This window comes from Thermoplasmatales archaeon (genome assembly GCA_026127925.1).
Lineage (GTDB): Archaea > Thermoplasmatota > Thermoplasmata > Thermoplasmatales > Thermoplasmataceae > JAKAYB01.
The window spans coordinates 37,217-63,445 of the sequence record JAJSLM010000002.1 but is presented as its reverse complement, the minus strand read 5'-3'; the positions used below and the strand labels follow the sequence as shown (position 1 = coordinate 63,445).

Sequence of the window (26,229 nt, the reverse complement as noted above, 5' to 3'; positions counted from 1 at the left end):
GAGAACGCCAAGTTTCATTCGAGATGGCACTCATTCATAGATCAGGATAATAGGACATACACCATTGAATAGGTGTCGGGAAAGATCACTGACGTCCTCTCCATGCTAAAGCACCGGAGGTCCCTGCTTCATCGGCGGTGCCTTTGCCATGACGTCCAAAGGTCTTATTCCATCTCACACTCAGATTCAATGCTACGGTAGTTAATCATCGACGTGGATGATTAAACATGTTATAATCGGTCGTCGGATTGGCCAGCCCGACGAAGGAGTAAGGTCGGTATGGAAATGCTTTTCTTCTCACGCGTGCATGGAACTGAATCATTTTATTTATATGGTACTGATGCTGAGTAAGCATCATGGAAAACAAGAAGGAAAACTTCAGTGAATGGTACAACGAAATTGTTGAGATAAGCGGTTTATCAGACAAGAGATATCCGGTCAAGGGAATGAACGTATGGCTCCCTTACGGAATGAAAATAATGCGGGAAATTGACAGGATAATCCGGGAAAGCGTTGAGGCTCATGGCATTGAAGAGGTTAATTTTCCAGTTCTTATCACAAGAGACCAGCTTTCAGTAGAATTTGAACATGTAAAGGGTTTCGAGAATCAGGTCTACTGGGTTACAAAAGGAGGTAATGATAAACTTGATGTTGAAATGGCATTAAGACCAACAAGCGAAGCTGCCATGTACGGAATGTTTTCCCTATGGATAAGATCGCACACAGACCTCCCGCTTAGGATATACCAGATTGTGAACGTATACAGGTACGAGACAAAACACACACGATCTTTCATTCGAGTCCGAGAAATCCACTTTTTCGAAGCACACACTGCACATGCCACTTTTGAGGAAGCAGAGAACCAGTTGCTGGATTACCTTGATATATGGAAAAAGGTTAGCTCGGAACTCTGTATACCTTATATCGTCAACAAGAGACCTGAATGGGACAAGTTCCCTGGCGCAATGTACACACTTGCCGGCGATACTCTGGTTGGAGGGCGTTCACTGCAGGTTGCAACTATGCATGAGTATGGGACGAATTTTTCCAGAAATTACAACATCACATACCTGAAAGATGACGGAACGCACGATTATGCCAACCAGACAACATTCGGTATGAGCGAGAGACTCCTTGCGGCAGTTATAGGCATACATGGCGACGATAAGGGATTAATCCTTCCTCCATCAATAGCATCGATACAGGTGATTATTGTCACAATACCTTCAGAAAACCCAAAGGTAAAAGAATATGCTCACAACATCGAGAGGATGCTCAAGGAAATGGGTATCAGGGCATCTACAGATGACAGGGACAATTATACCCCTGGATTCAAATATAATGAGTGGGAGATGAAAGGCGTCCCGCTCAGAATTGAGATCGGAGAAAAAGAATTCTCGAGAAACACCGTGACCTTTGCCTTGAGGCCCACAAAGGAAAAAAGAACGGCCCCCGTTGAAAGAATATCAGAAACCACAGCGATTCTTGACGAGATAAAAACGATCCTAATGAAGAGGGCGGAGGAATACATAAAGAACTCATCACACGTGCTGAATGACATCAATGAAATAGCTGAAGCAAATGGTTTTTTAATGGCTGGCTGGTGCGGGAGAAAAGAATGCTCAGACAAACTTGAGGAAAAATTTGGACTCGGCAACCTGGGGATACCATACGGTTCAAACGAGGGAAGGAAATGCATAGTTTGTTCAAGTCCAGGCAATGTTGCAGTTTTTTCGCATTCATTCTGATTCATCCCGGTATACGGTAGCGTCAGCGTCTGTTGAGTTCTTCTATCATTTCCTTGTATTTATTGGCTATTTCTTTAGCCTTTTTCTCTTCTCTCGATTCGCCGTATATCCTTATTATTGGTTCTGTTCCAGAAGGACGGAGAAGTACCCAGCCATCCTCAAGCATGATCTTCAGACCATCGGTCCTATCAATCGCCACGTCACCCAGCTGCTCCAGAAGAAGTTTCTCCATAATGCTCCACTCGAGTTCTCTTTTGACGGATGCTTTCTCCATATGGAATTCTGGAACCGTCTTTATCAACTCTGAAGGTTTCAATCCGGTAGAAGCCATGAGATCTAGAAAGAGCGACAGCGTCATGGCACCATCTCTGCAGTACTGATGAGGGCCGAAAATTACGCCACCATTCTCCTCTCCACCCAGTAATGCTTTTTCTCTGATCATTGTTCTAGAAACAATAGGTGCGCCCACTCTCGTCTTTATCAGCTGAGCACCTTTCTCCTTGCAGATTTCAGAAAGGGCATCAGAACTGCTCACGGGCGTAACGACTTTCTCTCCTCTCTTGACATGATTTTTCACTATAAGGCTAAGTGTGATATCACCATCGATAAAATTACCCTTCTCGTCAACAAAGACTGCCCTGTCTGCGTCGCCGTCGTGTGCCGCGCCTAGGTCAAATTTTCCAAGCTTCATTACAGAAATGAGTTCTGACAGATTCTCAGGTCTGGGTTCTGAGTTTCTTGACGTAAATTTCCCGTCCGGATTTGCATTCAGCGTGACCACCTTGCACCCAAGCTCTCTCAGTAGAGTTGGAGTTGTGGAGAATGCAGCACCGTTCCCGGTGTCTACAACGACCTTAAAATTTCTGCCACGTATGTTATCACGATCGACCTTACTCATCACTCCTGCAACGTATATTCCAGGTGCATTGTTATCCTGAAATACTCGCCCAATTTTATCCCAGTTTACTGTCAAGTATTTTTTATTGTAATATATGAGCTCAATCTTTCTCTCGGATTCCCTCTCCAGTTCAGTTCCATCGGATGCTATGCATTTTATTCCATTAAATTGCGGTGGATTGTGCGATGCAGTTATTATAACGCCCGGAATCTTGTTAATTTTACAGTAGTACTGTATGGCGGGGGTTGGAAGGATGCCAAGATCGATAAGATCGCATCCCGAGGAGAGTATGCCTGAGCAAACAGAGTCAAATATCATCTGCCCTGTGTCCCTTGTATCCCTGCCCATTGCTATCTTCGATCCAAAGAACGTACCTATTGATTTTCCAATTGCCAGAGAAAATTCAGCTGTAAGATCCTCGTTTGGAACTCCCCTTATGCCATTTGTTCCAAACAGCGGCGGGAAGTCCTTTTCATTTAGTTCTGCCATACACAACGAATACAAATGCATTATTTTAATCTCTTTTCTCTCTTAGTATTTTCGTTACGCTTTGTATTTCAGTCCCGATAATTCATCTTAGAAGGTCGAGGTATCGGTATGCTCGGAAAACCTGGGAGAATACGAAGTTGGGTGAGATAGCCCGGGCAGGGATTACTTTTCATTTTCAAAATAAATCTTGGATTATAAGAAATTATTCCAAAAAAGTCTAGTCTTCTGCCGAAGGCTTCACTTCTTTCTGAATATTTGTGGGTATTTTGTCTTTACTTCAATAACGAACATGTCCCTTGAAACTTGGCCCCCGAATCTTGCACGATCATAATTGGTGAACTCTGCCTCAACATTATCAAGTTCATTTACATATTTTTTCAGTGAATCGCACCATGAAACATCGGATAAGTCTGGTTTTTCGAGCAGCCCTTTTATTTTGTTTATCAGGTCACCCTTTGACAGTATGTTCTTTGGATCGGGCACTCGAAGGCAAGCTCCGTACAGTCCAGATCTGAAATCTGTCCACATTTTTTCCAGTTCATCATCACTCTCGTTTGTCTCCTCCACCTTGCCAAATCTGTAGACGTGCCCTGATTTATTTATCACTTTCTTTGCATCATTTATGAACTCATCTTTTGGTGAAGTACCGTTCTTTATACTTCGCTGGACAAGAATGACGGTATACTTCGGATACCATTTCTTACCATCCGAAGTCACATAAGTTGGTTCTGGGAATGCTCCCAGTTCCAACCATTCAGAAATCCTGGAGGGACTAACTTTTGATTTTTCAATTATTTCATCCGTGGTCAGCAGGTTCTTTGTTATGTACATCAGATCCTTTGAATCAAAAGGATTATTGTTTTCGTGATTCATTTTTTCCATGATTTCATGATGATCGGAGCGTAATTAAGGGGCAGGAAATATAAGAAAAATATAATATGTCCAGCTAAATATGTCAAAAAGGAAATCATGGAACGTAGGTCAACTAGGAACAACATTGCGAGAGCACTCTCTAATCCTGAACGGACAGCGATAATTGAGGTTCTGGCATCTGGAACACGCAACGTAGGTTCCATAGTAAAAAGTACGGGAATCCCTCAACCAAAAGTGTCCGCGCACCTCTCAGAACTCCGTTCGGTTGGCCTTGTTGCACCGCACAGATCTGGGAGAGAAATAAAGTATACATTGATACCAGAACCCTTAGAAAGTTACTCTATGTGGCTCGATGATCTTGCAGGATCCAGGTTTATAAATTCTATCCGTGACTCTAAAAAAAGAACGCCGGCAAAAGATGGCGATTTTTCAAAGGCAAGAACTTGCTACGATCATCTTGCCGGCAAACTTGGCGTGGAGCTCCTGCATTCTTTGATTGAGAAATCCTGGATTGCTGTTGACGATGCAAAGAAACCAACGTACAAACTGACGGATATCGGTACAGTCGGACTGCAGCACCTTGGGGTTAATATTCGATTTTATGAAATAGGAAAACGCATGTTTGCATACGGCTGCAGAGATGTTTCTGAGCAAGAATACCATCTGGGAGGTTTCCTGGGAGCGGTAATTTTGAAGGATATGATAAAGAAGAACATAGTTTCAGCAAAACCTCAGACAAGGACCTTAAAAGTCAACGGGAGCATAGCAGGATGGTTTTCAGGAACGCAGTGAAGTGATGCGAGATTCTCCTGCAGATGCAGGTGTTGCCATGTGTTATTTGTAGAGAGAGTATTCTCTACCTCTCCAACTTATGGACTTTGCCTTCAAAGCATGAAGAAGATTGTACATGTAAAGAAATGGGAGGAAAATACTAACAAGGAAAGTTATAAGATAGTTTCTTCCAGATCTCTTCATGGCTTTCGCTGCGTTTATAACTGTTGGGATCAGGAATATTAAAAAAATTGGATTCAACAACACTGAGAGCAATATGGAAAGGACAAAAATAGCCAACGTTGCGGAATAGATAAGAATGCCATAATAAAGAACATTCCTTGTCGCATACACCGATAGTGATGTTTGTCTGTTCGACCATTCTATGAACGTTCGAAAGTTGTCTGGAGAATTGATTATTGGCCTGGAACCTGCCACATAAGCTATGCTCTTCCCTTCCTTTTTGCAGAGTTTTGTAAGTGCAATATCGTCCGAAACAAATTCTGAAAAAAATTTGAAATTCTCACCAGACACTATTGATTTCCTAAAAGCAAGGGATCCACCCCACCCGAACCTTGTCAGTTTAGATTCCATCATGCCAAGGCCTACAAATCCCCAGACGAGTTTTACTTTCGACCAGAAGCCACCAACTGGCAAAAAATAAGGAAAGGTTGTGCTGATGCCGACATCATCGCGAGAGAATGGTGACAGGAGTCTACTTAACCATGTCTTTTCGACAGTGATATCAGAATCTGCAATCACGTAGACGTCGAAATCCTTAAAGCTCTTGATGGCGGAAGATATGGCTTTGACCTTTCCGCTGCAATGCCTACAATCAAAGTCAGATATTATATAATCCATTCCTGTGCCTTTCAGGTATTTCACAGCAGGATCATCTGAGGAATCAACGACGGCAATTATTTTGAAATTCCTGTAATCCTGTTCTAGGAGATGGCGCAAATTATCTTCAAGCGAGTAATCCATTCCCCTGCATGGAACTATGACCAGCGCCTTCAAATTCACAGTCTCTGTAGAATCTTTGTCCTTCCTACCTGAAACTGCAATTACTATCAGTCCAAATAGGAACAGCATCATGACGACGAAAAGAGCGATCGTCAACGGTTTCGAGAAAATAACACCTAGAGGAATCATGTGTTTTTATCACCTAGCCCACTATTATGAAACAACGGTTTTATATCCCATGGATCATATTTTTTCTATTTGTAATGGTAATGTAGTTCTAAACGCAACATTACCAGGAAAAATAACAACTTTTTCCAGATGTTTATGCAATAACCCAAAGGATTAAGATTCCCCTAAAAATACGAGATAGTTAGACCAGGGTGACCTCTTCTGTGTCGACCTGCCCAACCTTATCTATCTTGGAAATCAGTGATTCCACCAGATCAATTTTTCCCTCTTCATCAGGGACTATGACCTGAAGCCTTATCGCCTTGAGCCCAAAAGCCACTTCCTGGATTTCTGCGCTGTTTACTTCGCATACCTTCTTGAGATTCGCCCTTATCTTGTTCTCCAGTTCTGACATATCAACGTCGGAATCCTCTGGAAGGATCTTCAACACAACCATTACGTCTCCCATAAAATTCCCCTACGGCCCAATAAAATTACAGGACGGACACACATATTTGGTAGAGTGCTCCCTGCATTCCTTACATCTGCCTATCAGTTCATTTCCACAATTGGGGCAGAGGAAGATAGAATACCCTTTATCCACCAGCCCAACACCGCATGAAGTGCAAGTTTCTTTTGTTTGCATTATTACCACTTAAAACAATATTTTGCTATGATTGTTTACCTGCGTTTATATTTGGAAAATATATAACTCTTGCGAGATCATCTGGAAGATGGATTACATGTACTCCACAGATATTTAATCACCTGTTTCGGTCCTTCTTTTGCCATCTGTCAGATAGTTGGTCTTTCCAATATCTTCTGCAAATATTAGGTCTGCAAGATTTTTTCTAATAACATTCTTCCTCAGTTCTGTTACGATTCTCCTGAAATCTCGAAAATAGGCATTGACATCAAACTCGATTCTTGAATTGCGAAAGATTATGGCCTGCGATTTGTCGCCAGCATTCCTGTCCATTGGATCATCCGGATTTATCTTCACTATTGCGGCTTCCCTTATCAAATACCTGTGAACAAGCCCACCACGAATTATCCTATAGATTTCCCTGCTGTTAATTCCAGAGTATTTTGTGCCAGCCATCGAAATATAAGATGCAAAATTCTTGTTAGATTGACCTTTCCCGAACACCACTTCCTCCTCCCCGCCGTGTACCATCCTCCATATCCCGCCAATCATTTCGGAGTAAGCAAAAAGAGCAATGATGGCCATCTGCGGCCTATTGTTTGTAATGGCGCATTTCACGTCCGTGTACATTTCTCGCATTACGATATTGTCAACCAATTTTATAAGGCGCATATGTCAGGATTATCGTATTCTTTGTGAAAATATCTTCTGAACATAAATCCTAAGTTCAGGACACATGGCTCAGGGAATCATGTGCGGACTAGGAGAAGAAAACTTTCGCTTCCGATTCAGCTTCGCAAAATAAAAAATAAGTTTTACAGGTATACGAAGGAAAGCACCGCTCCAAACAGAGAGATTATGAAAACAACAGCAAAATTACGCATGTTCCATGCGAGGACTTTACCTCCATCTAGCGGACCAAACGGGATCATGTTAAATGTCCCTATGTAGAAGTTTATCCTGCTGAGAAATACAAACAGTGATGAGAACTGGAAATATGCAGGAGTCGCAATGGCCAGGATAAAGAAAACTGTCCCAAAAACCAGATTAGACGCCGGGCCAGCAAGTGCTATTTTTCCCATTCTCTCCCTGTCATATATCCCACCGATATTTACCGCCCCGGTAACTGCTATGACAAAACCAAGCAAAGATACTAGGACCGAAACGAGAACCCCTATCGGCCAGAGTTTGAATCTGGCGTAACCACCAAATTTTCTTGCGACCTGCCGGTGAGCAAGTTCATGGAACAACATCGCAACGATCACAGCAATGAAACTGTAGACGAGTATGGTAATTGCGATACTTGGAGGAGGATGATACCTGTAACCAGCATAAGACGAAACCGTGAAGGCAAAGGTGAGAGCGAGAATAGCAATGCCTAGGTCTTCTATTTCCTTTTTCGTGGAATCTGTTTCATAACGCAATCATTCTTCACTTCCATTGCCAATTTCAGAGAGATAGCGTATTAAGGTAATAATATCCATGGCTTTGGATATCCCTATGTCCAGCTCCGAAGCCATAATGATCGGATCCAATGGTATGTATTTCTTCGTCGCAATCTTTGTTAGCTTTTTGAGTTCAGGATCATCGACAACTGGGATCCTTCGCTGCTGGATCGCATCCTTGATGTAGAAATAGAGGTTTTTCGCCAGTATCGAATCGTCGCCATCCAGATGATGGTATATGAGGTAGATTGTGAGATCAGAGGGTTGCTTAAGATTTTCATTCTTAACTAGTTTATGTATAATTTCAGCCGATAGCTGTTCCATATCCTTTGTGCTCAACTCCCCAGTTCCTGGTTTCTTTGTCAAAAATTTCTTCACTTCTGCTATTTTATCTATCGGTATATCCGCGTTATAAAATTCTTCATTTGAACTAAACGTTTTCCTCTCAGCATATTCTTCTTTTAGAACTTTTGACGCATATGCAACGGTTTCTATAAGCTCCTTCCTATTGCCTATATTCTTCTTGATCTCTGTGTATGTATCTTTGTCCAGGATGGATTCATAAAACTTATCAGCAATCGCCTCTGCTTCGTTCACCATACCAGTGCTTATGTAACTATCTATGACCATTTTAAGTATCTCAATATCCACACTTTCCGGGTTTTCCAGGTACAGGGAGAGGATAGAATCAGTGTCATGATCTTCGTACAGGAAAGAGTATAGCAATCTTAAGGTATCGATTCTAAGTTTCCCATCCTGTGTTTTCTTCAATGCTTTTGTAAGAACCCTTTTGGCTTCATCTTTCTCCCCTGATGAGTAGAGTGCCTGAGAATAAAGGATTGCATTTTCAATTGTTGGTTGCTTACCGTACAGACCCTTCGCAATTCCGAGTGCTGTCTTTATATCGTTCACGCTGAGACATTTCCTCACGATCTTTGATCCAAAACTAACATAATCTCCGTCTAGGTAATACTTTATCAATTCATAACGGACTTCAGGGTTTCCCCAAAAATTTTCCACTATGAAATCCATAACTCCGTCAAAATCACTGTCTGTCGGCTTAAGTTTTTGTATTAGCTGTATTATGCCTGATATGTTTGATGTCTCGTAATAAAGCCGCGAAAGCAGTAATGAATCGCTGCAGATCTGTAAAATTGTTAATGCTTCGTCATATCTTTTCATTTCCAATAGAACCTCGGCGTAGTTCCTGGACCTGCTCATATCGTACCCTAGATCCTTTGCCTTTGAATAGTGCGGGTAAGCCCTGTTGAACAGCTTGTCTCTATAATACAGGTCCCCGATTATAGCCTCTATCTCAGGATCGCTATGCTTTTTATCAATATCCTCCAGCAATTTCAGTATATCTTTCGTACTGTACGCCGTCTGCATCAGACTGACATGTATTTTTAAATCGTCCGGAGAAAAATTCATGGAAGACATTATCTTTCCTGAAAGTTCCAGCGCTTTCTCGAGCTCATTAGAATGAAGTGAAAAATCTCTGTTCAACCTCAGCATAGCAGGCGAGTCCGATACTTCAGATCCGAAGAGACCGATCACCACTTCAGCGAAGTCCCAGTGATTTGTCTGCTTTATTGCTTTTCGGATAACCTCAATGTCGTTATCTACCAGCCCCCCTTCTTTTTTCATGTTAACAACAGTCTTATAAAATTCATCTTTGTCCCCTTTTTCAAGGTCCAGAAGTAGGAGAATCCTTGAAAATTCCAGACTATCGATAATCTGCCTCAGGTTCGTTAGAATTTTTTCTGCCTCTCCCATTTGTTTTTTTGCAGCAAATATTCTGGCACGGACATACATATAGTGCACATTGTTCTTATCATACTTTTCCCCGGAAAAGAGCTGTTCACATTTGTCAGTCATGTTCATGTCCAGAAGGGCATTGCAAACAGGATACCCCAGATCTGAATAATCAAATAAACTCTCGGGTTTCATCCCACTTCTGATTTCCCTGATACTCTTCAGCACGGAATACAACTTTTCGAATTCTGGAAGCCTAAGCCTTTTCTCGATGCTGGTTGAGAGTTCGGCATTGTCTTTATAGTACGAATTTGTTATAACGTACATAACGGCTAGCGACGATGTTCGCATCGCCATTTCTTCATAACCCGCATGCATTATGGGCCTGCCATAGAGTGCATCAACTATGAGCTTAAACTCTGATGCACCACCGCTTAGTTTCCTACTTATCTCAGAAAGCTGATTAATAGAAACTGAATCTGTTACTTTGGCGTATATTGCGTCAAGTACAAATCCATCAGTCAACAATTCAGGGTAACTTTGCATAACCGTCATTGCATCTTTTATTTTGCCTTCGAATAAAAGAGAGCCCGCGTAAAATCCACGGAAATTTCCTGGAATATTATCTATTGAACCAAGAAGTTCTACCAGTTTTTCGAACTCTCGCCTATCCACATAATATTTGCATAGATAGTTCATTGCGGAGATGTTTGCACGATCGATATTAAAAATTTTCTTTGCTGTCTCGTAACTTTCCAGAATTCTTCCGATCTTTTCTGAGACACCTAATTTTAAGGCGAGAAGTTTCAAATTGTCCGGTGACGCCGCAAGAGCAGATTCGAGATCATGTAGAGCTTCCTGAAATTGCAGGAGGTTAATTTCACATTCTATGGCCGTGATTTTATTATTCCCTTTTATTTGCAATATATCCGAATTGCTAATCAGATTGAGGCACTCTTTGTACAGTCCCTCGCTGAACGTTATGTCTATCACATTTTGAAGGACTTCTAGATCTTCCGGAGATGATTTAAGAATCTGCCTGTAAATCTTTAGCGCTTTTTTTATATCACCTCTACTGTATTTATTATCCGCATCCGCCTTTAAGACTGTGACATTGTCCGGGCATATGAGCATGCATTTGTCAATTGCTCTTTCGAGAATCTCTGTGGTTCCGGACCGTTTAAGAACCTGCAACGCCTGCTCGCATTCCTCTTTTGTTCTAAGCTGTTCAACGGGAAAAGACTCTGTGTAAAATTTAAGATCCCCGGAATTTGCTGAAAGTAAGAGCTCTACGAGATCGAGCTTGGGCTTAGCATCTTCCACTTTATCCCAGAAAAATTTTAACGCCAATACTCTTGTCCTATCATCTTTGATGGAGGAATAGCTTTTAATTACATCTTCCAAAACCTTTGAATCGCAGTGTTGAGAACACTTTTCCAGTATTGTCTCATCATAAATCCCCCTGGAGGATATGAGGGATGCAGCCATAGAGGAGTTCTTTGGGCTGTCGCACATGCCCCTTAAAATCTCTATGACGTGGGGAGTTATCTGCAACTCATGGTCCTTTCTGAACAGGTCTACTATAGCTGGGTAATTTTTTTGCTCCGCATACACATCAATCATGTTGGCAATGATTATCGGATTGGATGTGGAAAGCGAATAAAGATTCATGACAATGGCGACGTATTTGTCGTGAAACTTTTCATTCAAGAGAGAGAATACATCATTCAAGTAGCCTGTGAGCATTGCTAACTTTTCCTTGTCTTCTATAGAGGTGAATGTGAGCATCGCGCCGGCTATCTCCTTATATACTGCATTCTCATCAATCGATGATGCGGCTTGCAGTTCATTTACCAGGCGCTTGATCAATTTCGTATTTTTCTTCGTCAGACCAGAATTAGACAATGATCCCATGATATACTTTGTTATTATTATACCTACTGCGATTATCTTGACCACAATTTATAAAATAATATTCGATAAATTACACCTTATCCTTTTTCATTAAATTTTATGCCCAGAGTACCGATAATTAGCACTGTTTTTACCATATTGATGCACGCACTTATTTCCTATTCATTGTGTATTCAGTGAACTTCATGCTGAAAATACTGAAGACCCTAAGGAATTAAGAAACAAATGCAACGAAGAGGAGACTTTACTTGACAGATTCGTTCTTCCTCATCTGGTAACCATACAGCTTCTCGAACTTCCCAGAAATGTAACCTTTTCTTAATTCACCGTAAGATCGAGCGTTTTCGGTTGCATATTGCAACAATTTTTTGTCATTAGATCTTATAACTTTTGAAGGGACGCCTACAATGAGACTTTCTGCACTACATTTGAATCCTTCAGTGACGAGTGCTCCACCTCCAACTACCGATCCATCAGCTATATTTGCGCGATTCATAACAACAGAACCCATTCCCAGCAAGACGTTATCGCCAATAATACATCCATGAACAACCGCGTTATGCCCAATTGACACATTGTTCCCGATTATTGTTGGATCATTCTCATCACAGTGTATTGTCACATTATCCTGCACGTTGGTGTCATTGCCTATAGTTATTTTTGCCAGGTCTCCCCTTATTACCGCACCATCCATTATTGCAACTCGATCCCCTATTTCAACGTCACCAATTAAGACGGCGCTGTCTGCTATGAAGCAGTCACGTCCAATTTTTATTGACATAGTTATTTATCACATTCTCCCTTATTATTTTATTTATGTCATATATGTAAAATAAATCATAAAGCTTATATAATATAGTTGTCTTGTCAGACATATCAGTCGAGAAGAAATTGTCCTACTGAATAAAAGGTGAGAAATTGTCAGTTCCATATAGGATTACGGTAAGAGTTTCGAAGGAGACTATGGATCAACTGGAGGATCTTGTGGAGAGTTTCCAGTATGAGAATGTTTCAGATATAGTCAGACGTGCGATCGATGAGTTCATAGAACGAAACTACAGGAAAGGCCCAACAACAAAGATAGATCTTGTGTTGCCAAAGAGGATGATTCAGGATCTTGAGAAAGATCTGGATCAGGGTACAGCAATATCCCTGGATGATCTAATCAGGGTAATCCTGAGAGATTACACACTCAACAGGATGAACAAGGAGATAGGGGAAATTTCCAAAGAAGGCGGAATAGAATAATTTCACTTCCGCGAAAATACAATTTTGCCTTTTTCCGGAGCAGATACGCATTTTAAAGACAAAATAAATAACACCTATAGCTATATTCTCTGAAATGGTTGTAATTCGTGAAGATATTTCAGATCTTAAGCGCCGATTCGGTGAGAACGCTTCGAATGAACTTACTTGGTTCTCCGGTATAATCGGTTTTTCAATTGATGTCACTTCAGATGCTATTAAAATCGAGTTGAATCCTGACAGGCCTGATCTTTATTCTTTTTCGACAATGTTTGACGCAATCAGGACCTTTAAGAATCCCGAAAACCTCTCTGGAATAGCAATGAAGCCGCCACCAGTATCACTTCATGTATCAGATAAAGCTTTGAAGCTAAGAAGATATATATTATGTTTCTGGGCAAATGGCTCCACACTCGGTGATAGGTTTAACGAAATCATAGATTACCAAGAAAAACTGCATCAAACGATAGGGAAAAATAGGTCGAAATTTGCCATAGGAATACACGACCTCAGGAATCTAAAGCCACCTTTCCGTTATATTTCTGCAGGACTTAACGAGATATCATTCACGACTTACGATGAAAAAATTACAGGAACACCTGAAGATATACTGAACGGCCACGAGCTTGGGAAGGAATTCGGACACCTGATCCCGGACAGGGATTACGTTCCGCTCATTCTGGATTCGGATGATAATGTGCTTTCTATGCCGCCTATCGTGAACGGAAATGCCTCAAAGATTTCAGAAATGACCAGCGACATATTCGTTGATATAACTGGCAATGACTGGCCGTCCACTCGTTCTGCGTACTACCTTGTTGCAAATTACCTAAACTCTATAGGCTTTAAGCTTCATAAAGCAGAACAGGATGGAGGATACCGGAAGGACCTCCATACTTATAACGATCGTAAGGTGCTTATTTCCCGCGCCGAAGTCGAGGGGGTCCTTGGAACCAGGCTAACTAACACAGAAACCAGTAGTGCGTTGAAAAGAATGGGTTATGTGGTTGAAGAAAATCCACGCGGATTCTCAGTCTTTGTTAAAGGATCAAGGATTGATGTAATGGGGCCGGTGGATGTCATAGAGGATATCGGGAAAGCTTACGGATACGACAATATCGCAAGCAGAAAACCGCAATTGAGCACTATCGGATCAACGTCAAAAGAATCTGAGTGGAAAGATGGTATACGGGAGCTTCTAGTTGGCTTCGGTCTCCAGGAAATTCAAACATTTTTCTTGTCACCATCAGTATATTACCAGGGAGTGAATTATTACGGTGACGTTGAGGTCATAAATCCCAAGAGTTTGGATTATAGCATCCCAAGGGATCGATTGATTTTTGGAATGCTTGATTTCTTCAGACTGAACAAGAGGAGGAAATTGCCACAAGAAACATTTGAAATAGGAAAGGTAGTGATTCACATGGGTGAGAAAACACACTTATGCATTGGCTTGACAAATTCTAAGGCAGGTTTCTCTGAAATAAAGAGGATAGTTGATCCATTTCTCTCCAGGTTGAATATCCAAAGGACTGACATTACGCAGACCAGTTATTACGGTTTCATACAAGGTCGGACAGGATCGCTTTCCGTTGGCGGAAAGGAGATCGGGCTCATCGGAGAGATACATCCTGCGCTACTCGAAAAATTTGAACTTGTTAATCCCGTAGCAATGGCAGAGCTTGATCTTGATTCTATAATCCAATAGATAACAAAATCACAGGCGTTATGAAGAAAAGGCCGTTTCCAGCTTTTCAAGAGTTTCCGAATCGCCTTTGTCTGCCGCTTTCTTCAGGATCCTGATGAACTGTGAAAGCATCTTATCGATCATAGATTTTATCATTGCGCCCTTTACTGAATCGAGATCATTCCCCTTCTTCAACTCAATGAACATCCTGTCAACCTCGCGCTTCGCTATCTGCTCCATATAATTATAGGATTTCTCTATCAAATCTTCAATCTGCATTTCCTTTATTTTTGCTTTCAGGTTTTCTATGCTTTCGCAAATTATTTTTTCGGCAGATGCGATTTCACTTTCCTTCTTTGAGAGGTTTTTGCTTACCTCCCTGGTAATATCGTCAAGATTTACTATCTCCCGACCAGGTATTCTGGCTATGTCGGCTTCCACGTTCCTTGGGTGCGATATATCGATAAAAATCTGCTTCTCCCTGATAGCTGGATCTATTGAAGACTTTCTAACGATAATTTTCTTTGACGAAGTTGCGACAAAAACAACGTCAGAGGAACTGATTACTGACGGCATGTCATCAAAGTAGTGTGGAACAGCCCCGTACTGCTTTGAAAGCTGTGAAAGCCTATCAGCGTTCCTTCCTATCAACGAAATATTCGAAGGCCTGTATTTAAGAAGGTATTTCAGGAATTGCTCGGCCATTCTTCCGGTGCCTATTATGGAGATCACAGAATCTGAGATGCTTGTTTTCTTGCTGGCTCTCTCAACTGCAATAGCAGAGATGGATGTTTTTCCCCTCGATATCTTCGTTTCCTTCCTTACCAGCTTTCCAGTGCTTATCGCCTTTCTCAAGATCAGGGAAAGGAATTTGTTCGATCGATTCTGTTCCAGAGATTTTTCAAAAGCTTCGCTTAATTGACCAAGTATTTCGTTCTCGCCAATAGACATGGACTCCAGGCCGGCTGCAACCCTGAAAACATGCCTTAATGCATCGTCGTCTAGCAAGATCTCAGGAAATTTTGCCCTGATACTATCGATCTCTCTCTCTTCAATGGAAAAATATACTTCGCTTCGGTTGCAGGTGGAAAGCACGATACCTGAATCTTTACCCAGTTTGTTCATCATTGAATTCCACTCCCCGTCACTGAAAGCGGAAGCCTTGGCAAACATAACTGGATCAGTTTTGAAGTTCCATGGAATGACAGCAAATTTTAACATGTTGAACTACCTATCTAAAGTCAATCAGAATATTCCAAAAATTACACTCATTTATTTAAACATTGATTTCAAAAAAATAAAGAAATATTTGGAAAACAGTTGCTCAAGAACAAATTTAATGGATATTTTATGTCTTCATTATGGCGCCCAGGAATATCAACAGGCCAATTACTACCCCGATGACAGCAGCCACAACATAAAACACTGTCCCCAGGACAACGTTTTGGAGCAAGTGTATGCTTGGCATAAGGAAATGCCCCACATATATTTCAACGACCCCAATAACAAGTCCGCCTACTACGAGTAACCCTCCGACCATCCGACTCTTTCCGCTTCCGAAATATGCTGTAAGCGTTCCCAGTATAACCATTGTGATGGCCAGCAGGGCCCATATTACAAAAGCAAATATCAGGGAGTTAAACCACCCACCAAACATGTATGCCATTTTTTTAACACCTTAAAGTTTTATACCCGTTAAAGTTTTTGTATCTATAACACCGTCTATGGTTCTGATTTGATCCAGGACTATTTTTCCCAGCTCACTGTAATCCTTGGCATCTATTTTCGCTATCAAATCATACTCACCAAACAGAGGATGAACTTCGGTGACATAGTTAATTTTTGAGATTTTATTGTATACCTCGTGCTCCTTGCCCGGAACTGTACTTATTAATACAAATGCTATAGACAAATAATCATCCCTTCATTCTACAACTCTAATAATCATATAAATCTTTTTGAGTTTTTTTGGTTAGTCCATCAAATAGTATACTCAGAAAAGTGTTTTACTTAGAGGGGCATGTACATCGGTTACTTACATTCGTACCATACAAGGTTGTTACAACGCACGATCAATAGAGATTTGTTCAATGAGTTCATAGATTCCTAATTAACGCGCATTCCATCCTGCTTGTTAATTCAAAAAGATTTGTGACCAGAATTGCATTATCAAAATAATGATATTATTCGCGACAAGTCAAGAACATGCAAATTTCTCCAGAATGCCGGATCGAAAGTGAAAAAGATCCCAACAATTGTTTTTGAGTACATCTAAAATTATGTATGTTTGCCAAGATCGTCATAAGTCAGATTATTATATAGAATCGAAATTGTGTTCTCAATTGGAAAAATGAAATTAAGTGCAGTGATTCCAACGATCAACGAAGGAAGGACTATAGGATACGTTATAGACGGCTTGAAGACTCTTGGAGATATAGAAGTTATTGTCGTGGATTCGGATTCCACGGACAATACAAAGGAAGTTGCACAATCAAAAGGCGCTAAAGTAATTAATGAACAAAAGAAGGGTTACGGTGTAGCTTACAAACGTGGATTGAGCGAGGTTACAGGCGACATAATAATATGCATGGATGGAGACGGAACTTATCCAACGGAGATTGTAAAACCATTGATAGAACTGCTGGAAATAGATCAAGTGGATTTTGTTTCCGGTGAGCGCCTGACACTCAGGACTTCCAGAAACTATACAACGCTACACTATGTGGGAAACACAGTACTGAATAAAACAATAAGTTTCCTTTTCAAATATGAACTAAAGGACTCCCAAAGCGGCCTGTGGGTCTTCAGAAGACAAATTTACGACAAAATGAGGAACCTCAGTGACGGTATGTCGTTTTCCCAGGATATCAAGATAGAAGCCATACGCCTTGGAAAACTGATCGAGGTACCGATAAACTATGGAGTAAGGGCCACAAAGTCCAATCTCAGGACATGGAGAGATGGGCTTTCAAACCTGTTTTATATCTTCGTAAAGAGAGTTAACACATGATTCTTACCTCTGTACATAGTGCAATTCAAACCTTAAAAGACGCAGAAATGGATCGTGAATTGCGAAAACTTGAGAAAAGTTAATAGGCTTGTCTGACAATTACCCATGCATATGCCAATAATAGGGAAAAGAAACAGAAGGGATATTGAGGGCCTGACCTCCGGCGGCAGAAAGTTTATCGATCTGAATGATTACAAGTTTTCCGGAGAGATGGAAGACACAAAGTCAGTCGTGCGCGTTGCTGAGATAACTCGCCTTGAAGACCTGAGAAAGATATCGCCATACATATTCGATGGGGATATACTCATACTTGACTGCACGTCTGCTTTCACCGAAGAATACACAATAAGAAGAATAACCGAAGAGGTAAAGAAACTGGTGAAAGACAATAATGGAGATGTTGCCGGAATCAGCAAGAACTACCTTGTTGTGACGCCTCCGGGGACAGTAATAGACCGAAACAAAATAAAAGCCTATTAAATCACTTTTTTTGGTTCGAATCTTTTTCTTGAAATTTCTCGTTTATCTTTTTTGCAACATTGAAAGCATCAGTTACGCATGCGGGTATTCCAACTCCGTGATACGCTGCACCTGTCAGATATAGTCCCATAGGCAATTTGGATTCTACTTCTTTTACAATGTCAGAATGCCCCACTTTATACTGAGGAAGAGCATTGAACCACCTGATAACTTTTGTTTTAACTGGACTACCACTGATATGCACAACCTCCGAGAGTTCTAAATTTGTTTTTCCTACAAGTTCTTCATCGGTCATGTCTTCCCATCTGGCATCTTCAGGTGTGCCGATAAAGCACCTGACCAGAAAGTAATCATCAGATTTCGCATATTCCCACTTCATCGTTAGCCAGGTAGAAGCAGTCATAAGCTTTCCTTCCTTTGGAGACACAAGGAATCCACTTGATCTGAACGGCGGATTGAAATCCTCCTTTCTGTAAGCCAGAATCACTATGGCCACAGACGTGTATGTGATTCCTGAAAGCTTCGCTGATAGCTCTGGAAAATTGGATTCAAGGATCTTAGCAGATGAGAAAGCCGGTACAGCCAGAACAACCGATTTGCCCTCAATCTCAGATTTTTCAGTTCCCAGCTTGAACATTCCATCACGGATTGCCAAGCTCGTTGCGTTCTCCCCCTTGATGATTTCCACACCTTCAAGCTTCTCGACGATCTTATCGGTCATGTACGACATCCCGTTCATGAAAGATGCCGACCCTGCTCTCTTTGCCTTGTTGTTCTTAGCAGAATTTCTCATGGCCAATATCAGACTCCTGTTCTCCTGGGCAGCTTTAAACAATGCGGGCATCACTTCTTTTGTGCTGAGACGATCGGAACTGCATGCCATTATTCCACCTATGAGCGGATCGACTATCGACTCTTTGAGTCCCCTTCCAAATCTTTTCTCCGCAAGCTCCCCTATACCTATATCCCCGTCTATTTTTGTCTTTGGCAGAAATATGTCCATAGAGCATCTCATCAACTCGCTGAACGAAAGGATTCTGGAATTTATTAGGGGACCGACCTTTGTAGATGGGAAGCCCATGACAAGGCCCTCGGGTATAGGATGAAGACCGCCACGAGTCCAGATATATGCCTTATTTGGCAATGGCTTTATTATCTCTTTTTCCAGCCCAGTTTTTTCGAGAAGAGTGTTCATTACGGGATATCCCATAACAAAGGTGTCCGGTCCAGCTTCACCTATTAACTCTCCAAGAGACTCTGTTCTTATTTTTCCGCCGAATCTGTCACTTCCCTCTATAAGTGTGATCTTTAAGTCTTTTCGAGAATCATGAAGAAAATATGCGGTGGATAGCCCGGATATCCCTCCACCGATTATGATCACGTCGGAATAAAGTTTTCTCATAGGTTACTACAACTCCCTTAATACACAGTATTTGTGGATTCGTTATAGCAGTTAAAAAGATAAAACTCTGCTTCGATCCAATCGAACGCGGGGGTTAAATAGTTGCTCTGTTCACACACTTCCAACCCTCTTGGTCTGGCTATTCGTTATTATGTCCTTCATTTTGTATTGAAACCTTATCAGCAACGCGGCGCCAGACAGCACAGTTATTGCGGCAAGAGCAAATGTTATGCCGTACCCAAAATAAAGGGCCAGCAAACCTGCCGTCACCCCGCTTATAATCTGTCCAATGCCCAAGAAGGAATTATAATATCCTATGGCTTTCCCGCGGTTCTCTGGCAGGGCAAGTTTTGATATTGATGTCGACCATGATATGCTTATAAAGCTCCAGAAAAGGCCCATTATAGCATATATGGCTATCCCCAGGTAAAGTGAAAAGCTCAGAGAACCAAAGAAAAAGGCAAGGACCATAGCTGAAAACAGTATTCCGACCCGTGAAAATAATGCAATACTGAGTGTTTTGGCTATACCTATAGAATTCAACAACCTACCGCTGAAAAGGAATGCAATTGCAGATGCAAAATCATTAAGCAGGTACATTATGAATATTTCATCCTGGGTTCCTCCGAGCTTGTCTATCATGAAAACTGGAAAAGGCACGAAGAACAGCTGGAAGGCAAACATGAGGAAACCGGTGTAGAAGATGTAAATTTTTGTCCGCTGAGCAAGCTTTGAAGTCCCGTTATTCTTCCTCGATGAGATTATGTGTATCATATAGTTCGGGAAATAGCGTATCTTTTCTGTCGTCCTCAGAGAGAAGATGCTGGCCAGGGCGCCCGTATTCCTCTGGAGTTTCTTTACAGGCTCCGGCAGTAAAAATATCGCGCTTATGCCTGCCGCAAAATAAATAAAGGCTGCTACAAGATACAGATAAGGAAGGAGGCTGTAACTGATACTCGCGTAAACCGTCATAAGTACCAGACCTACTGCAAGCCCTGCAATCAGACCTATGTATGAGAAAATGTTGAATGTTGACATTACATTCGGCCATTTTTTCTCTACCGTACTCTCCAGTATAAGAAGTGTGGCAACTGGAGTGCTGGCAACAGCCACAAACTGGAATATAACAAGCGTCAATATGTACATTCCCAGAGTTTTGGAAATTAGGATCAAAAGTAGCGAAAGAAACGACCCAACGAACCCGATCACAACGAAGACCTTTCTCTTCTTCAGCTTATCCGATAGATTGCCCCAGAATATCAGTGCCGGTACGCTTGCGGCGGAAGATAGTGCGGAAACTATACCAACGTACTCGACATTCGAATGTAGGTAAAGGACTACGAACAATGGAATCAGAGGTGAAATTATACCACCGGAAATATTTGAAAGAAGATAGCTTGTGAACCATGCATGATCCGCTCCTCCTCTCGCGGATTGCCTGATCTTCTTTCCTGATAGTAAATCGGTCATATCAACTGCTCATTTCGACCGGAATCGCCACGTTATTTATTAATTGATCAGCAGATATTTTTTCCATCTTGCTGTCAGGCACGAGAAACTCATCATATTCACCTGATTTTTAAAATTTTCTTCCTCATGTAACTGCCCTTTTCAATTATCTCATAGGCAGTGAGCCTTTGATTCGGAAACAGGATATACCGTTCAGGAATGGAGATACCAAATTTTTTTAAAAACTCCCTTGGTAAGGAAGTGGACATTTCCAGCAACATCTCAGGTTCAAAATATCCGATGCTCCTCTGGTATAGAAATAGAAAATGCATCTCCTGGAACATGTCCGGCGCATTTATCATTCCATTGTCGGTTCCAAGCATCAACGGTATCCTGTATTTCAAAAATCTGGAATAATCCGGCCGCTTCCCGTAGAACACATTCGATCTTGGCGTAATGACAACGTGAGCCCTGATGTCCCTTATGATCTCAAGATCCGAATCTGTAGCTTCCAGGCAGTGGACAAGAAGATCAGGCTTCAACTCCTTCAGTCTATTTGCGTCTTCTCGCTTATTCTCGCTGAAATGCATTGCGAATATCTTCTCGTTCTTTCTGACCAGTTCGGCCGCAGACATCATATGACTAATGGCGACGTCAGAGATCGAGCTTAAACCCAACCCCACAGATCTGTCGAGGACATCGGGCAAATCTCTGTCTCCATTTACTGGCCTGCCGAGAGCCAGGGCCTTTATTCCATCAAGCCGGGAGGCTTTCAGTAAATCTATTCCCTTGACACCAGATTCACGGAAATCTAGGAATGCAGATGTCCCGGTTGCCTTCATTATCCTCTGGGCGCCTCTCATGCTGGATATAATTATATCATCTGAAGTACGCTCGAGAGCTTTTGCTTTGAAACCACCAGGGCCAACGATTTCCGGGATTCCACCTTCTGGAACATTGTCCATGAAAAAGTCCGCTATATGGGTATGTGCATTGACAAACGTTGGAACGAGAGTTCCGGTAATTCCACTATTTGAAATTTCGTCCGAAAAAGCCATTCCATCCTCAGATATACTTACACTTCCTTTTAGGAGTTTTGAGCCTGTAAATATATTGCCCGATATCCTCATTATCCTTTCACTACACCCATGGGAACCATCCTCGCTACAGGTAGCGTCAGCTTAGCTCCGGTGACAGCCTCCACAACCTCATCTACGTCCTTGTAACTTCCAGGTGCTTCCTCCGAAACAACGTTCTTATTTTGTGCTCTCAAGTATATTCCGTTTTTTTCTAGAGCTGAGACAACCATGCCGCTGTCAAACTCTGCCAGGGATTTTTTCCTGCTTATTTTTCTTCCCGCTCCATGGCAGCTGGAACCGAACGATCGCTCTTCATTTCCGCTCGTTCCAACGAGAACGTAAGAAGCGGAACCCATATCTCCTGGAATAAGGACGGGGTGGCCATATCTGGAAAATCTATCACCCTCAGGCATCTCATCTGATGCAAATGCCCTGGTCGCTCCTTTCCTGTGGACGATCAGCTTCCTCTTTGATCCGTCAACATGGTGCTCCTCGACCTTGGCTATGTTGTGAGCAAGGCTGTATATGAGCTCCACTTTGGTGCCAGGAAATAACTTGCCGAAGACCTCCCTTATGCTGTTCACAATGATCTGGCGATTGACAAATCCAAAGTTCGCTGCAGCGTTCATGGCGGCAATATAGTCCATACCCAAATTACTGTCGAGCATTACGGAGTTAAGTTGGCGATCCACCGGATGCTCTACGACACCGCTTTCTCCACTATTTATTGAGTGAATGTAATCAGTTGCAACCTGATGGCCCAGGCCTCTTGAACCGGTGTGAACCATGACCGTAACTGTATCTTCACCTGATATGCCAAATTCCTTTGCAACATTTGCATCAAGTATTTTTTCGACCCGCTGGATCTCCAGGAAGTGGTTTCCTGCCCCCAAAGTCCCTAACTGTTTTGCCCCTCTCTTCTTTGCTTCTTTAGAAACCTTCCCTGGATCAGCACCTGACAGTCTTCCGTGCTCTTCCGTGGAAGCCAGATCGGATGGTTCAGCAAATCCGTTCTCGAGGGCCCATGTTGAACCATTGATAAGTAAATCTTCAACATGGGATTCATTTAGGTGGAACTTCGTGCTACCGATTCCCGACGGGACCGCAGAAAATAACAGATTCGTCAATTCCTTTATCCTTGATTTCACATCAGAAAGCGGAGCATCTACCCGTACAAGTGAAACCCCACAGTTTATATCGTAACCGACGCCTCCTGGGGAGACGACGCCATCATCAAAGTCAAATGCTGCAACTCCGCCGATCGGGAAACCATAGCCCCAGTGGATGTCAGGCATAGCATATGAAGCCCTCACGATGCCAGGCAGCATTGCAACGTTCATGACCTGCTGTACGCTCTGATCATGCGATATCTGCTCCATCAATCTGTCACTGGAGTATATAATCCCTGGAACCTTCATCCTTGGATCGCTTGACTGGTAGATCTCGTAGACGAAAGGCTCTCTTTGCCTAAGCTTGAACTCTGGCATATAGATGACTATATCCCTGAACGATTTATCCTTTTTGCTGACATCCAAAGAAAGACTGAATAATTAATATGCTCACAGCATTATCTATTCATCGTGAGTATCGAAGTAAATATAGATAACTTTGATGAGAGACTGAAATTTGAGATCAAGCTTCAAATTGCACTGAGGAAAACTGCAATAAAGACCAGCGAGTATTATACGGACAAGGAAAAATTCAACCGCTATATAAAGGAAAGAGATGAGAAATTGGAGTCCATCCTCAAGGTGAAGGGCGATTTCAGCATATTCGAAAACCATGAAAAGATATATCCATGAAAATTAGACTAAAACTCCTCCTTTGCCTTTGCTTCCGTATTTTATGGGATTTGTTTGCTGTAAATTTTTCGTTCGCAATTCATCTCCTCTCTGAAGATCGGGACTTTCCTGCTCAGAAAATTGTAAGGCCCCTGGCATTCCGTCTGTATTCCTATAACACATTATCAGGAGTTAATTGCTTCTCCTGCAACTTTTCCCATTGATATTTAGGGAGAACAGGACTTCGAAATGTGTATATAACGCTGAGACATTCATTAGCATGGCAAATGAAACCATAATATTCAAAGAGCTTGAAGAAGATTTAAAAACGATCAAGAGGCACATTTCAATTATACAGACACTCATGAAGGAACAACCTGCAGGGATCATAAGGATTTCCAATGAAACAGGAATACCGCAACACAAGATCAGATACTCCTTGAGGGTCCTTGAAAATGATGGGCTGATATCACCTTCCAAAGAAGGAGCAATCCTTACTCCGAAGTTTATAGAAAATAGGGACCAGATTGCTGAAGAAGCCAGAAAGTTGTCTGAAGACGTGAGTGAACTTTACAAAGGATTGAAAGCCACTTTGATTAAAAGGTAAATTATATTATCTAATATTGCTATAATGCGTTGAGTCTGGTATGTTGCACTGGCATGCAAAGGAGCATCCGAACGAAATTGCGAACGATTATTTGGTGAGGCTGGCCGAGCCCAAGGATGCGCGTGGCGTCATAATGTGCATGCAAAGCGTCATGGATGAGCGAATATATCTAGTGGGGGAGTATTATATGCTTACCGAGAGAGGTGAGCAGGAACGCCTGAAAAATCCAGACGATGCCACTTTTGTATGTGAGAAGGATGATCAGATCATTGGTGTTCTCACGCTTCAACGGGGTTTTCATCGAAAGAATAGGCACACTGCAAATCTAGGTATAGCCATAAAGAAGGGGTATCGCCACAAAGGTATCGGTACCAAACTAATGCAAAGAAGTTTTGAATGGTGTAAACAGAATGGTATTAAGAAGTTGAACCTCGAGGTATTTTCGTCGAACACCAACGCAATAGAGCTTTACAAAAAGCTGGATTTCGAAGAAGAGGGAAGGCGTAAGAATCAGTTTTTCATGGAAGGGGCCTATGTTGACGATGTTTTTATGACGAAATATTTTTAATGTTCAGCGATAAAAACCGGATTGGGTGTTATATATAATGTCGATTAAATACATGTCATATCGAATAGAATATCCACCCCTTGTTTTGTTGAACAATGACTTCCATGAAGAGAAATTCGCTGGGCGAATATATCATCCTACACGAAATAATAAATTTTCTATTGTTATGAGGCTCTTTATCGCGTTTTCTTACCAGTTTTTCTTTTAGGAATCCATATTGCCTCGTGCGCCTTATATTTGGGCAAACAATACAAAAGGAATAAATCTTTGAAACGGTTACGGAAGTATATGAAGACGATGATTTGGAACATCGATTACTTCTGTAACCTGAGATGTAAAAGTTGTAATGCTTGGCAGGGACAGATATTTTTCCCAGAAGATCAGATCGACAAACATATCGATGAAATGAAAAAGAATGGCATAAAGATTGTATCTGTTACCGGCGGTGAACCGACACTCAACAAATCCGTTGAATCTATAATAAAGAAATTGAAGGAAAAACATTTTATCACCCATATAGCATCCAATGGTACCAATCCTTACGTCCTGAGAAAGCTTTATCCGTATCTTGATGGCGCGACAATATCACTTGACAGCAATATTCCTGAGGAACATAACGAATACCGTGGTCTCAAGATATTTGACACAGTCGTCAAGACCATAATAGAAAGTAAAAAAAGACTAAAAATTGTCACCGCAAACGCATTGGTCACGAACTTCAATTATTTCAAGGTCAAGGATATGGTTGAATTCGCAAACGATGAGCTTGGAGTTCCATTATCCATGTGCTTCCCAGATCAGGGATCTTATTATTTCCAGGATTTTCAGGTATCGGACGACATGATAAAACAGGCATTCTCTTACGCGTACGAGAACTACGACAAACACGTTTTCGGCAACACAAGAAGCTATTACAGGGAAGCCGTGAATTATGTGAATCGGAAAGCTGTATCAAAGTGCAAGGCGGGGCAAACTGTGTATTACACGGACTACAAGGGTAAGGTGCATCCATGCTTTACACACATAGAGACTGTCCTGAACAAGAAACCAGAATGGGACGAATTCACGGAAGACTGCAACGACTGTTTCACCCAGTGCTTCAGGGAACCTTCAATGCCGACACCTTTCGAAGATGCCAAGCTTGTCTCAAAGATATGGTGGTTCAATCATGTGAAAACAAGAAATACACAGTATTTCAAACCGGTGCAAACACCACCAATCGTGAGTTCTTAAAATACAAAAAAATTTTTT

26 protein-coding genes are annotated in these 26,229 nt (G+C 41.8%); 10 read left to right on the top strand and 16 right to left on the bottom strand.

The window, feature by feature from the left end; genetic code table 11:
• Nucleotides 1-356: 356 nt before the first annotated feature.
• Entirely contained in the window at nt 357-1,748 is a 1,392-nt protein-coding gene (gene proS, locus LVQ96_02570) for a proline--tRNA ligase (protein ID MCW6170035.1), read from the top strand.
• Nucleotides 1,749-1,770: 22 nt separating this feature from the next.
• On the opposite strand, the gene glmM is transcribed toward proS, so the two are convergent.
• Together glmM and LVQ96_02560 are read right to left on the bottom strand one after the other, a co-directional pair.
• Entirely contained in the window at nt 1,771-3,135 is a 1,365-nt protein-coding gene (gene glmM / locus LVQ96_02565) for a phosphoglucosamine mutase (protein MCW6170034.1), read from the bottom strand.
• 237 nt (nt 3,136-3,372) lie between these two features.
• The gene (locus tag LVQ96_02560) at nt 3,373-4,008 is read right to left on the bottom strand and encodes a DUF6058 family natural product biosynthesis protein (GenBank protein ID MCW6170033.1); all 636 of its coding nucleotides are present in this window, start codon (nt 4,006-4,008) and stop codon (nt 3,373-3,375) included.
• A gap of 96 nt (nt 4,009-4,104) precedes the next feature.
• On the opposite strand from LVQ96_02560, the gene LVQ96_02555 reads away from it, so the two are divergent.
• On the top strand, nt 4,105-4,800 hold the full coding sequence (locus tag LVQ96_02555) for a metalloregulator ArsR/SmtB family transcription factor (GenBank protein ID MCW6170032.1): 696 nt from the start codon (nt 4,105-4,107) through the stop codon (nt 4,798-4,800).
• Between the two features lie 42 nt (nt 4,801-4,842).
• Here the strand turns inward: LVQ96_02555 and LVQ96_02550 are convergent, their stop codons facing one another.
• From LVQ96_02550 to LVQ96_02520, 7 genes are all read right to left on the bottom strand, one after another.
• The gene (locus tag LVQ96_02550; protein MCW6170031.1) at nt 4,843-5,931 is read right to left on the bottom strand and encodes a glycosyltransferase family 2 protein; all 1,089 of its coding nucleotides are present in this window, start codon (nt 5,929-5,931) and stop codon (nt 4,843-4,845) included.
• Between the two features lie 181 nt (nt 5,932-6,112).
• A complete protein-coding gene (locus LVQ96_02545) occupies nt 6,113-6,379 on the bottom strand; it encodes an elongation factor 1-beta (protein MCW6170030.1) in 267 nt (88 codons plus the stop codon).
• Between the two features lie 9 nt (nt 6,380-6,388).
• Complete coding sequence (locus LVQ96_02540; protein ID MCW6170029.1) at nt 6,389-6,556, bottom strand: zinc finger domain-containing protein; 168 nt, start codon at nt 6,554-6,556, stop codon at nt 6,389-6,391.
• 114 nt (nt 6,557-6,670) lie between these two features.
• Nucleotides 6,671-7,213 (bottom strand): hypothetical protein, encoded by a 543-nt coding sequence (locus LVQ96_02535; protein MCW6170028.1) that lies wholly within the window; start codon nt 7,211-7,213, stop codon nt 6,671-6,673.
• A gap of 158 nt (nt 7,214-7,371) precedes the next feature.
• Entirely contained in the window at nt 7,372-7,980 is a 609-nt protein-coding gene (locus LVQ96_02530) for a metalloprotease (GenBank protein MCW6170027.1), read from the bottom strand.
• Nucleotides 7,981-11,715 (bottom strand): CDC27 family protein, encoded by a 3,735-nt coding sequence (locus tag LVQ96_02525; protein ID MCW6170026.1) that lies wholly within the window; start codon nt 11,713-11,715, stop codon nt 7,981-7,983.
• Between the two features lie 199 nt (nt 11,716-11,914).
• A complete protein-coding gene (locus LVQ96_02520) occupies nt 11,915-12,451 on the bottom strand; it encodes a gamma carbonic anhydrase family protein (protein MCW6170025.1) in 537 nt (178 codons plus the stop codon).
• A gap of 137 nt (nt 12,452-12,588) precedes the next feature.
• On the opposite strand from LVQ96_02520, the gene LVQ96_02515 reads away from it, so the two are divergent.
• Both LVQ96_02515 and pheT read left to right on the top strand, forming a co-directional pair.
• Nucleotides 12,589-12,918 carry a ribbon-helix-helix domain-containing protein gene (locus tag LVQ96_02515; protein ID MCW6170024.1) on the top strand — a complete coding sequence of 110 codons (330 nt, stop codon included), beginning with the start codon at nt 12,589-12,591 and terminating at the stop codon, nt 12,916-12,918.
• Between the two features lie 94 nt (nt 12,919-13,012).
• Nucleotides 13,013-14,623 carry a phenylalanine--tRNA ligase subunit beta gene (pheT, locus tag LVQ96_02510; GenBank protein MCW6170023.1) on the top strand — a complete coding sequence of 537 codons (1,611 nt, stop codon included), beginning with the start codon at nt 13,013-13,015 and terminating at the stop codon, nt 14,621-14,623.
• A gap of 18 nt (nt 14,624-14,641) precedes the next feature.
• Here pheT and hemA read toward each other — a convergent pair whose 3' ends face one another.
• The 3 genes from hemA to LVQ96_02495 form a co-directional block, all read right to left on the bottom strand.
• Nucleotides 14,642-15,823: a glutamyl-tRNA reductase gene (gene hemA / locus LVQ96_02505; GenBank protein MCW6170022.1), complete on the bottom strand. Its 1,182-nt coding sequence runs from the start codon at nt 15,821-15,823 to the stop codon at nt 14,642-14,644.
• Nucleotides 15,824-15,950: 127 nt separating this feature from the next.
• Nucleotides 15,951-16,268: a hypothetical protein gene (locus LVQ96_02500; GenBank protein ID MCW6170021.1), complete on the bottom strand. Its 318-nt coding sequence runs from the start codon at nt 16,266-16,268 to the stop codon at nt 15,951-15,953.
• Between the two features lie 12 nt (nt 16,269-16,280).
• Nucleotides 16,281-16,514 carry an Lrp/AsnC ligand binding domain-containing protein gene (locus LVQ96_02495; GenBank protein ID MCW6170020.1) on the bottom strand — a complete coding sequence of 78 codons (234 nt, stop codon included), beginning with the start codon at nt 16,512-16,514 and terminating at the stop codon, nt 16,281-16,283.
• Nucleotides 16,515-16,952: 438 nt separating this feature from the next.
• Here LVQ96_02495 and LVQ96_02490 point away from each other — a divergent pair, with 438 nt between their 5' ends.
• Complete coding sequence (locus tag LVQ96_02490; GenBank protein ID MCW6170019.1) at nt 16,953-17,612, top strand: glycosyltransferase family 2 protein; 660 nt, start codon at nt 16,953-16,955, stop codon at nt 17,610-17,612.
• Nucleotides 17,613-17,723: 111 nt separating this feature from the next.
• Nucleotides 17,724-18,092 carry a cell division protein SepF gene (gene sepF / locus LVQ96_02485; protein ID MCW6170018.1) on the top strand — a complete coding sequence of 123 codons (369 nt, stop codon included), beginning with the start codon at nt 17,724-17,726 and terminating at the stop codon, nt 18,090-18,092.
• A gap of 1 nt (nt 18,093) precedes the next feature.
• Here sepF and hemG read toward each other — a convergent pair whose 3' ends face one another.
• The 4 genes from hemG to LVQ96_02465 all read right to left on the bottom strand — a co-directional run bounded on the left by hemG (nt 18,094) and on the right by LVQ96_02465 (nt 23,509).
• On the bottom strand, nt 18,094-19,494 hold the full coding sequence (gene hemG, locus LVQ96_02480; GenBank protein MCW6170017.1) for a protoporphyrinogen oxidase: 1,401 nt from the start codon (nt 19,492-19,494) through the stop codon (nt 18,094-18,096).
• A gap of 111 nt (nt 19,495-19,605) precedes the next feature.
• Complete coding sequence (locus LVQ96_02475) at nt 19,606-20,964, bottom strand: MFS transporter (protein MCW6170016.1); 1,359 nt, start codon at nt 20,962-20,964, stop codon at nt 19,606-19,608.
• A 98-nt stretch (nt 20,965-21,062) separates the two neighbouring features.
• Entirely contained in the window at nt 21,063-22,073 is a 1,011-nt protein-coding gene (locus tag LVQ96_02470) for an amidohydrolase family protein (protein MCW6170015.1), read from the bottom strand.
• A complete protein-coding gene (locus LVQ96_02465) occupies nt 22,073-23,509 on the bottom strand; it encodes an RtcB family protein (protein ID MCW6170014.1) in 1,437 nt (478 codons plus the stop codon). The genes LVQ96_02470 and LVQ96_02465 overlap by 1 nt, the downstream gene beginning before the upstream one ends.
• 93 nt (nt 23,510-23,602) lie before the next feature.
• Between LVQ96_02465 and LVQ96_02460 the strand changes: the two genes are divergently transcribed.
• From LVQ96_02460 to LVQ96_02445, 4 genes are all read left to right on the top strand, one after another.
• Entirely contained in the window at nt 23,603-23,824 is a 222-nt protein-coding gene (locus LVQ96_02460; protein ID MCW6170013.1) for a hypothetical protein, read from the top strand.
• Between the two features lie 259 nt (nt 23,825-24,083).
• Nucleotides 24,084-24,410, top strand: a complete 327-nt coding sequence (locus LVQ96_02455; GenBank protein ID MCW6170012.1) for a transcriptional regulator — start codon at nt 24,084-24,086, stop codon at nt 24,408-24,410.
• A 40-nt stretch (nt 24,411-24,450) separates the two neighbouring features.
• Nucleotides 24,451-24,978: a GNAT family N-acetyltransferase gene (locus LVQ96_02450; protein MCW6170011.1), complete on the top strand. Its 528-nt coding sequence runs from the start codon at nt 24,451-24,453 to the stop codon at nt 24,976-24,978.
• Nucleotides 24,979-25,266: 288 nt separating this feature from the next.
• Nucleotides 25,267-26,211, top strand: a complete 945-nt coding sequence (locus tag LVQ96_02445; protein MCW6170010.1) for a radical SAM protein — start codon at nt 25,267-25,269, stop codon at nt 26,209-26,211.
• Nucleotides 26,212-26,229 lie beyond the last annotated feature (18 nt).

What these genes read in the sequence shown, in the direction of transcription:
- proS (MCW6170035.1), top strand. Translation starts at nt 357, where the DNA reads ATGGAAAACAAGAAGGAAAACTTCAGTGAATGGTACAACGAAATTGTT.
- glmM (MCW6170034.1), bottom strand. Translation starts at nt 3,135, where the DNA reads ATGGCAGAACTAAATGAAAAGGACTTCCCGCCGCTGTTTGGAACAAAT.
- LVQ96_02560 (MCW6170033.1), bottom strand. Translation starts at nt 4,008, where the DNA reads ATGAATCACGAAAACAATAATCCTTTTGATTCAAAGGATCTGATGTAC.
- LVQ96_02555 (MCW6170032.1), top strand. Translation starts at nt 4,105, where the DNA reads ATGGAACGTAGGTCAACTAGGAACAACATTGCGAGAGCACTCTCTAAT.
- LVQ96_02550 (MCW6170031.1), bottom strand. Translation starts at nt 5,931, where the DNA reads ATGATTCCTCTAGGTGTTATTTTCTCGAAACCGTTGACGATCGCTCTT.
- LVQ96_02545 (MCW6170030.1), bottom strand. Translation starts at nt 6,379, where the DNA reads ATGGGAGACGTAATGGTTGTGTTGAAGATCCTTCCAGAGGATTCCGAC.
- LVQ96_02540 (MCW6170029.1), bottom strand. Translation starts at nt 6,556, where the DNA reads ATGCAAACAAAAGAAACTTGCACTTCATGCGGTGTTGGGCTGGTGGAT.
- LVQ96_02520 (MCW6170025.1), bottom strand. Translation starts at nt 12,451, where the DNA reads ATGTCAATAAAAATTGGACGTGACTGCTTCATAGCAGACAGCGCCGTC.
- pheT (MCW6170023.1), top strand. Translation starts at nt 13,013, where the DNA reads ATGGTTGTAATTCGTGAAGATATTTCAGATCTTAAGCGCCGATTCGGT.
- hemA (MCW6170022.1), bottom strand. Translation starts at nt 15,823, where the DNA reads ATGTTAAAATTTGCTGTCATTCCATGGAACTTCAAAACTGATCCAGTT.
- LVQ96_02500 (MCW6170021.1), bottom strand. Translation starts at nt 16,268, where the DNA reads ATGGCATACATGTTTGGTGGGTGGTTTAACTCCCTGATATTTGCTTTT.
- LVQ96_02490 (MCW6170019.1), top strand. Translation starts at nt 16,953, where the DNA reads ATGAAATTAAGTGCAGTGATTCCAACGATCAACGAAGGAAGGACTATA.
- sepF (MCW6170018.1), top strand. Translation starts at nt 17,724, where the DNA reads ATGCCAATAATAGGGAAAAGAAACAGAAGGGATATTGAGGGCCTGACC.
- hemG (MCW6170017.1), bottom strand. Translation starts at nt 19,494, where the DNA reads ATGAGAAAACTTTATTCCGACGTGATCATAATCGGTGGAGGGATATCC.
- LVQ96_02475 (MCW6170016.1), bottom strand. Translation starts at nt 20,964, where the DNA reads ATGACCGATTTACTATCAGGAAAGAAGATCAGGCAATCCGCGAGAGGA.
- LVQ96_02470 (MCW6170015.1), bottom strand. Translation starts at nt 22,073, where the DNA reads ATGAGGATATCGGGCAATATATTTACAGGCTCAAAACTCCTAAAAGGA.
- LVQ96_02465 (MCW6170014.1), bottom strand. Translation starts at nt 23,509, where the DNA reads ATGCCAGAGTTCAAGCTTAGGCAAAGAGAGCCTTTCGTCTACGAGATC.
- LVQ96_02455 (MCW6170012.1), top strand. Translation starts at nt 24,084, where the DNA reads ATGGCAAATGAAACCATAATATTCAAAGAGCTTGAAGAAGATTTAAAA.
- LVQ96_02450 (MCW6170011.1), top strand. Translation starts at nt 24,451, where the DNA reads ATGTTGCACTGGCATGCAAAGGAGCATCCGAACGAAATTGCGAACGAT.
- LVQ96_02445 (MCW6170010.1), top strand. Translation starts at nt 25,267, where the DNA reads ATGAAGACGATGATTTGGAACATCGATTACTTCTGTAACCTGAGATGT.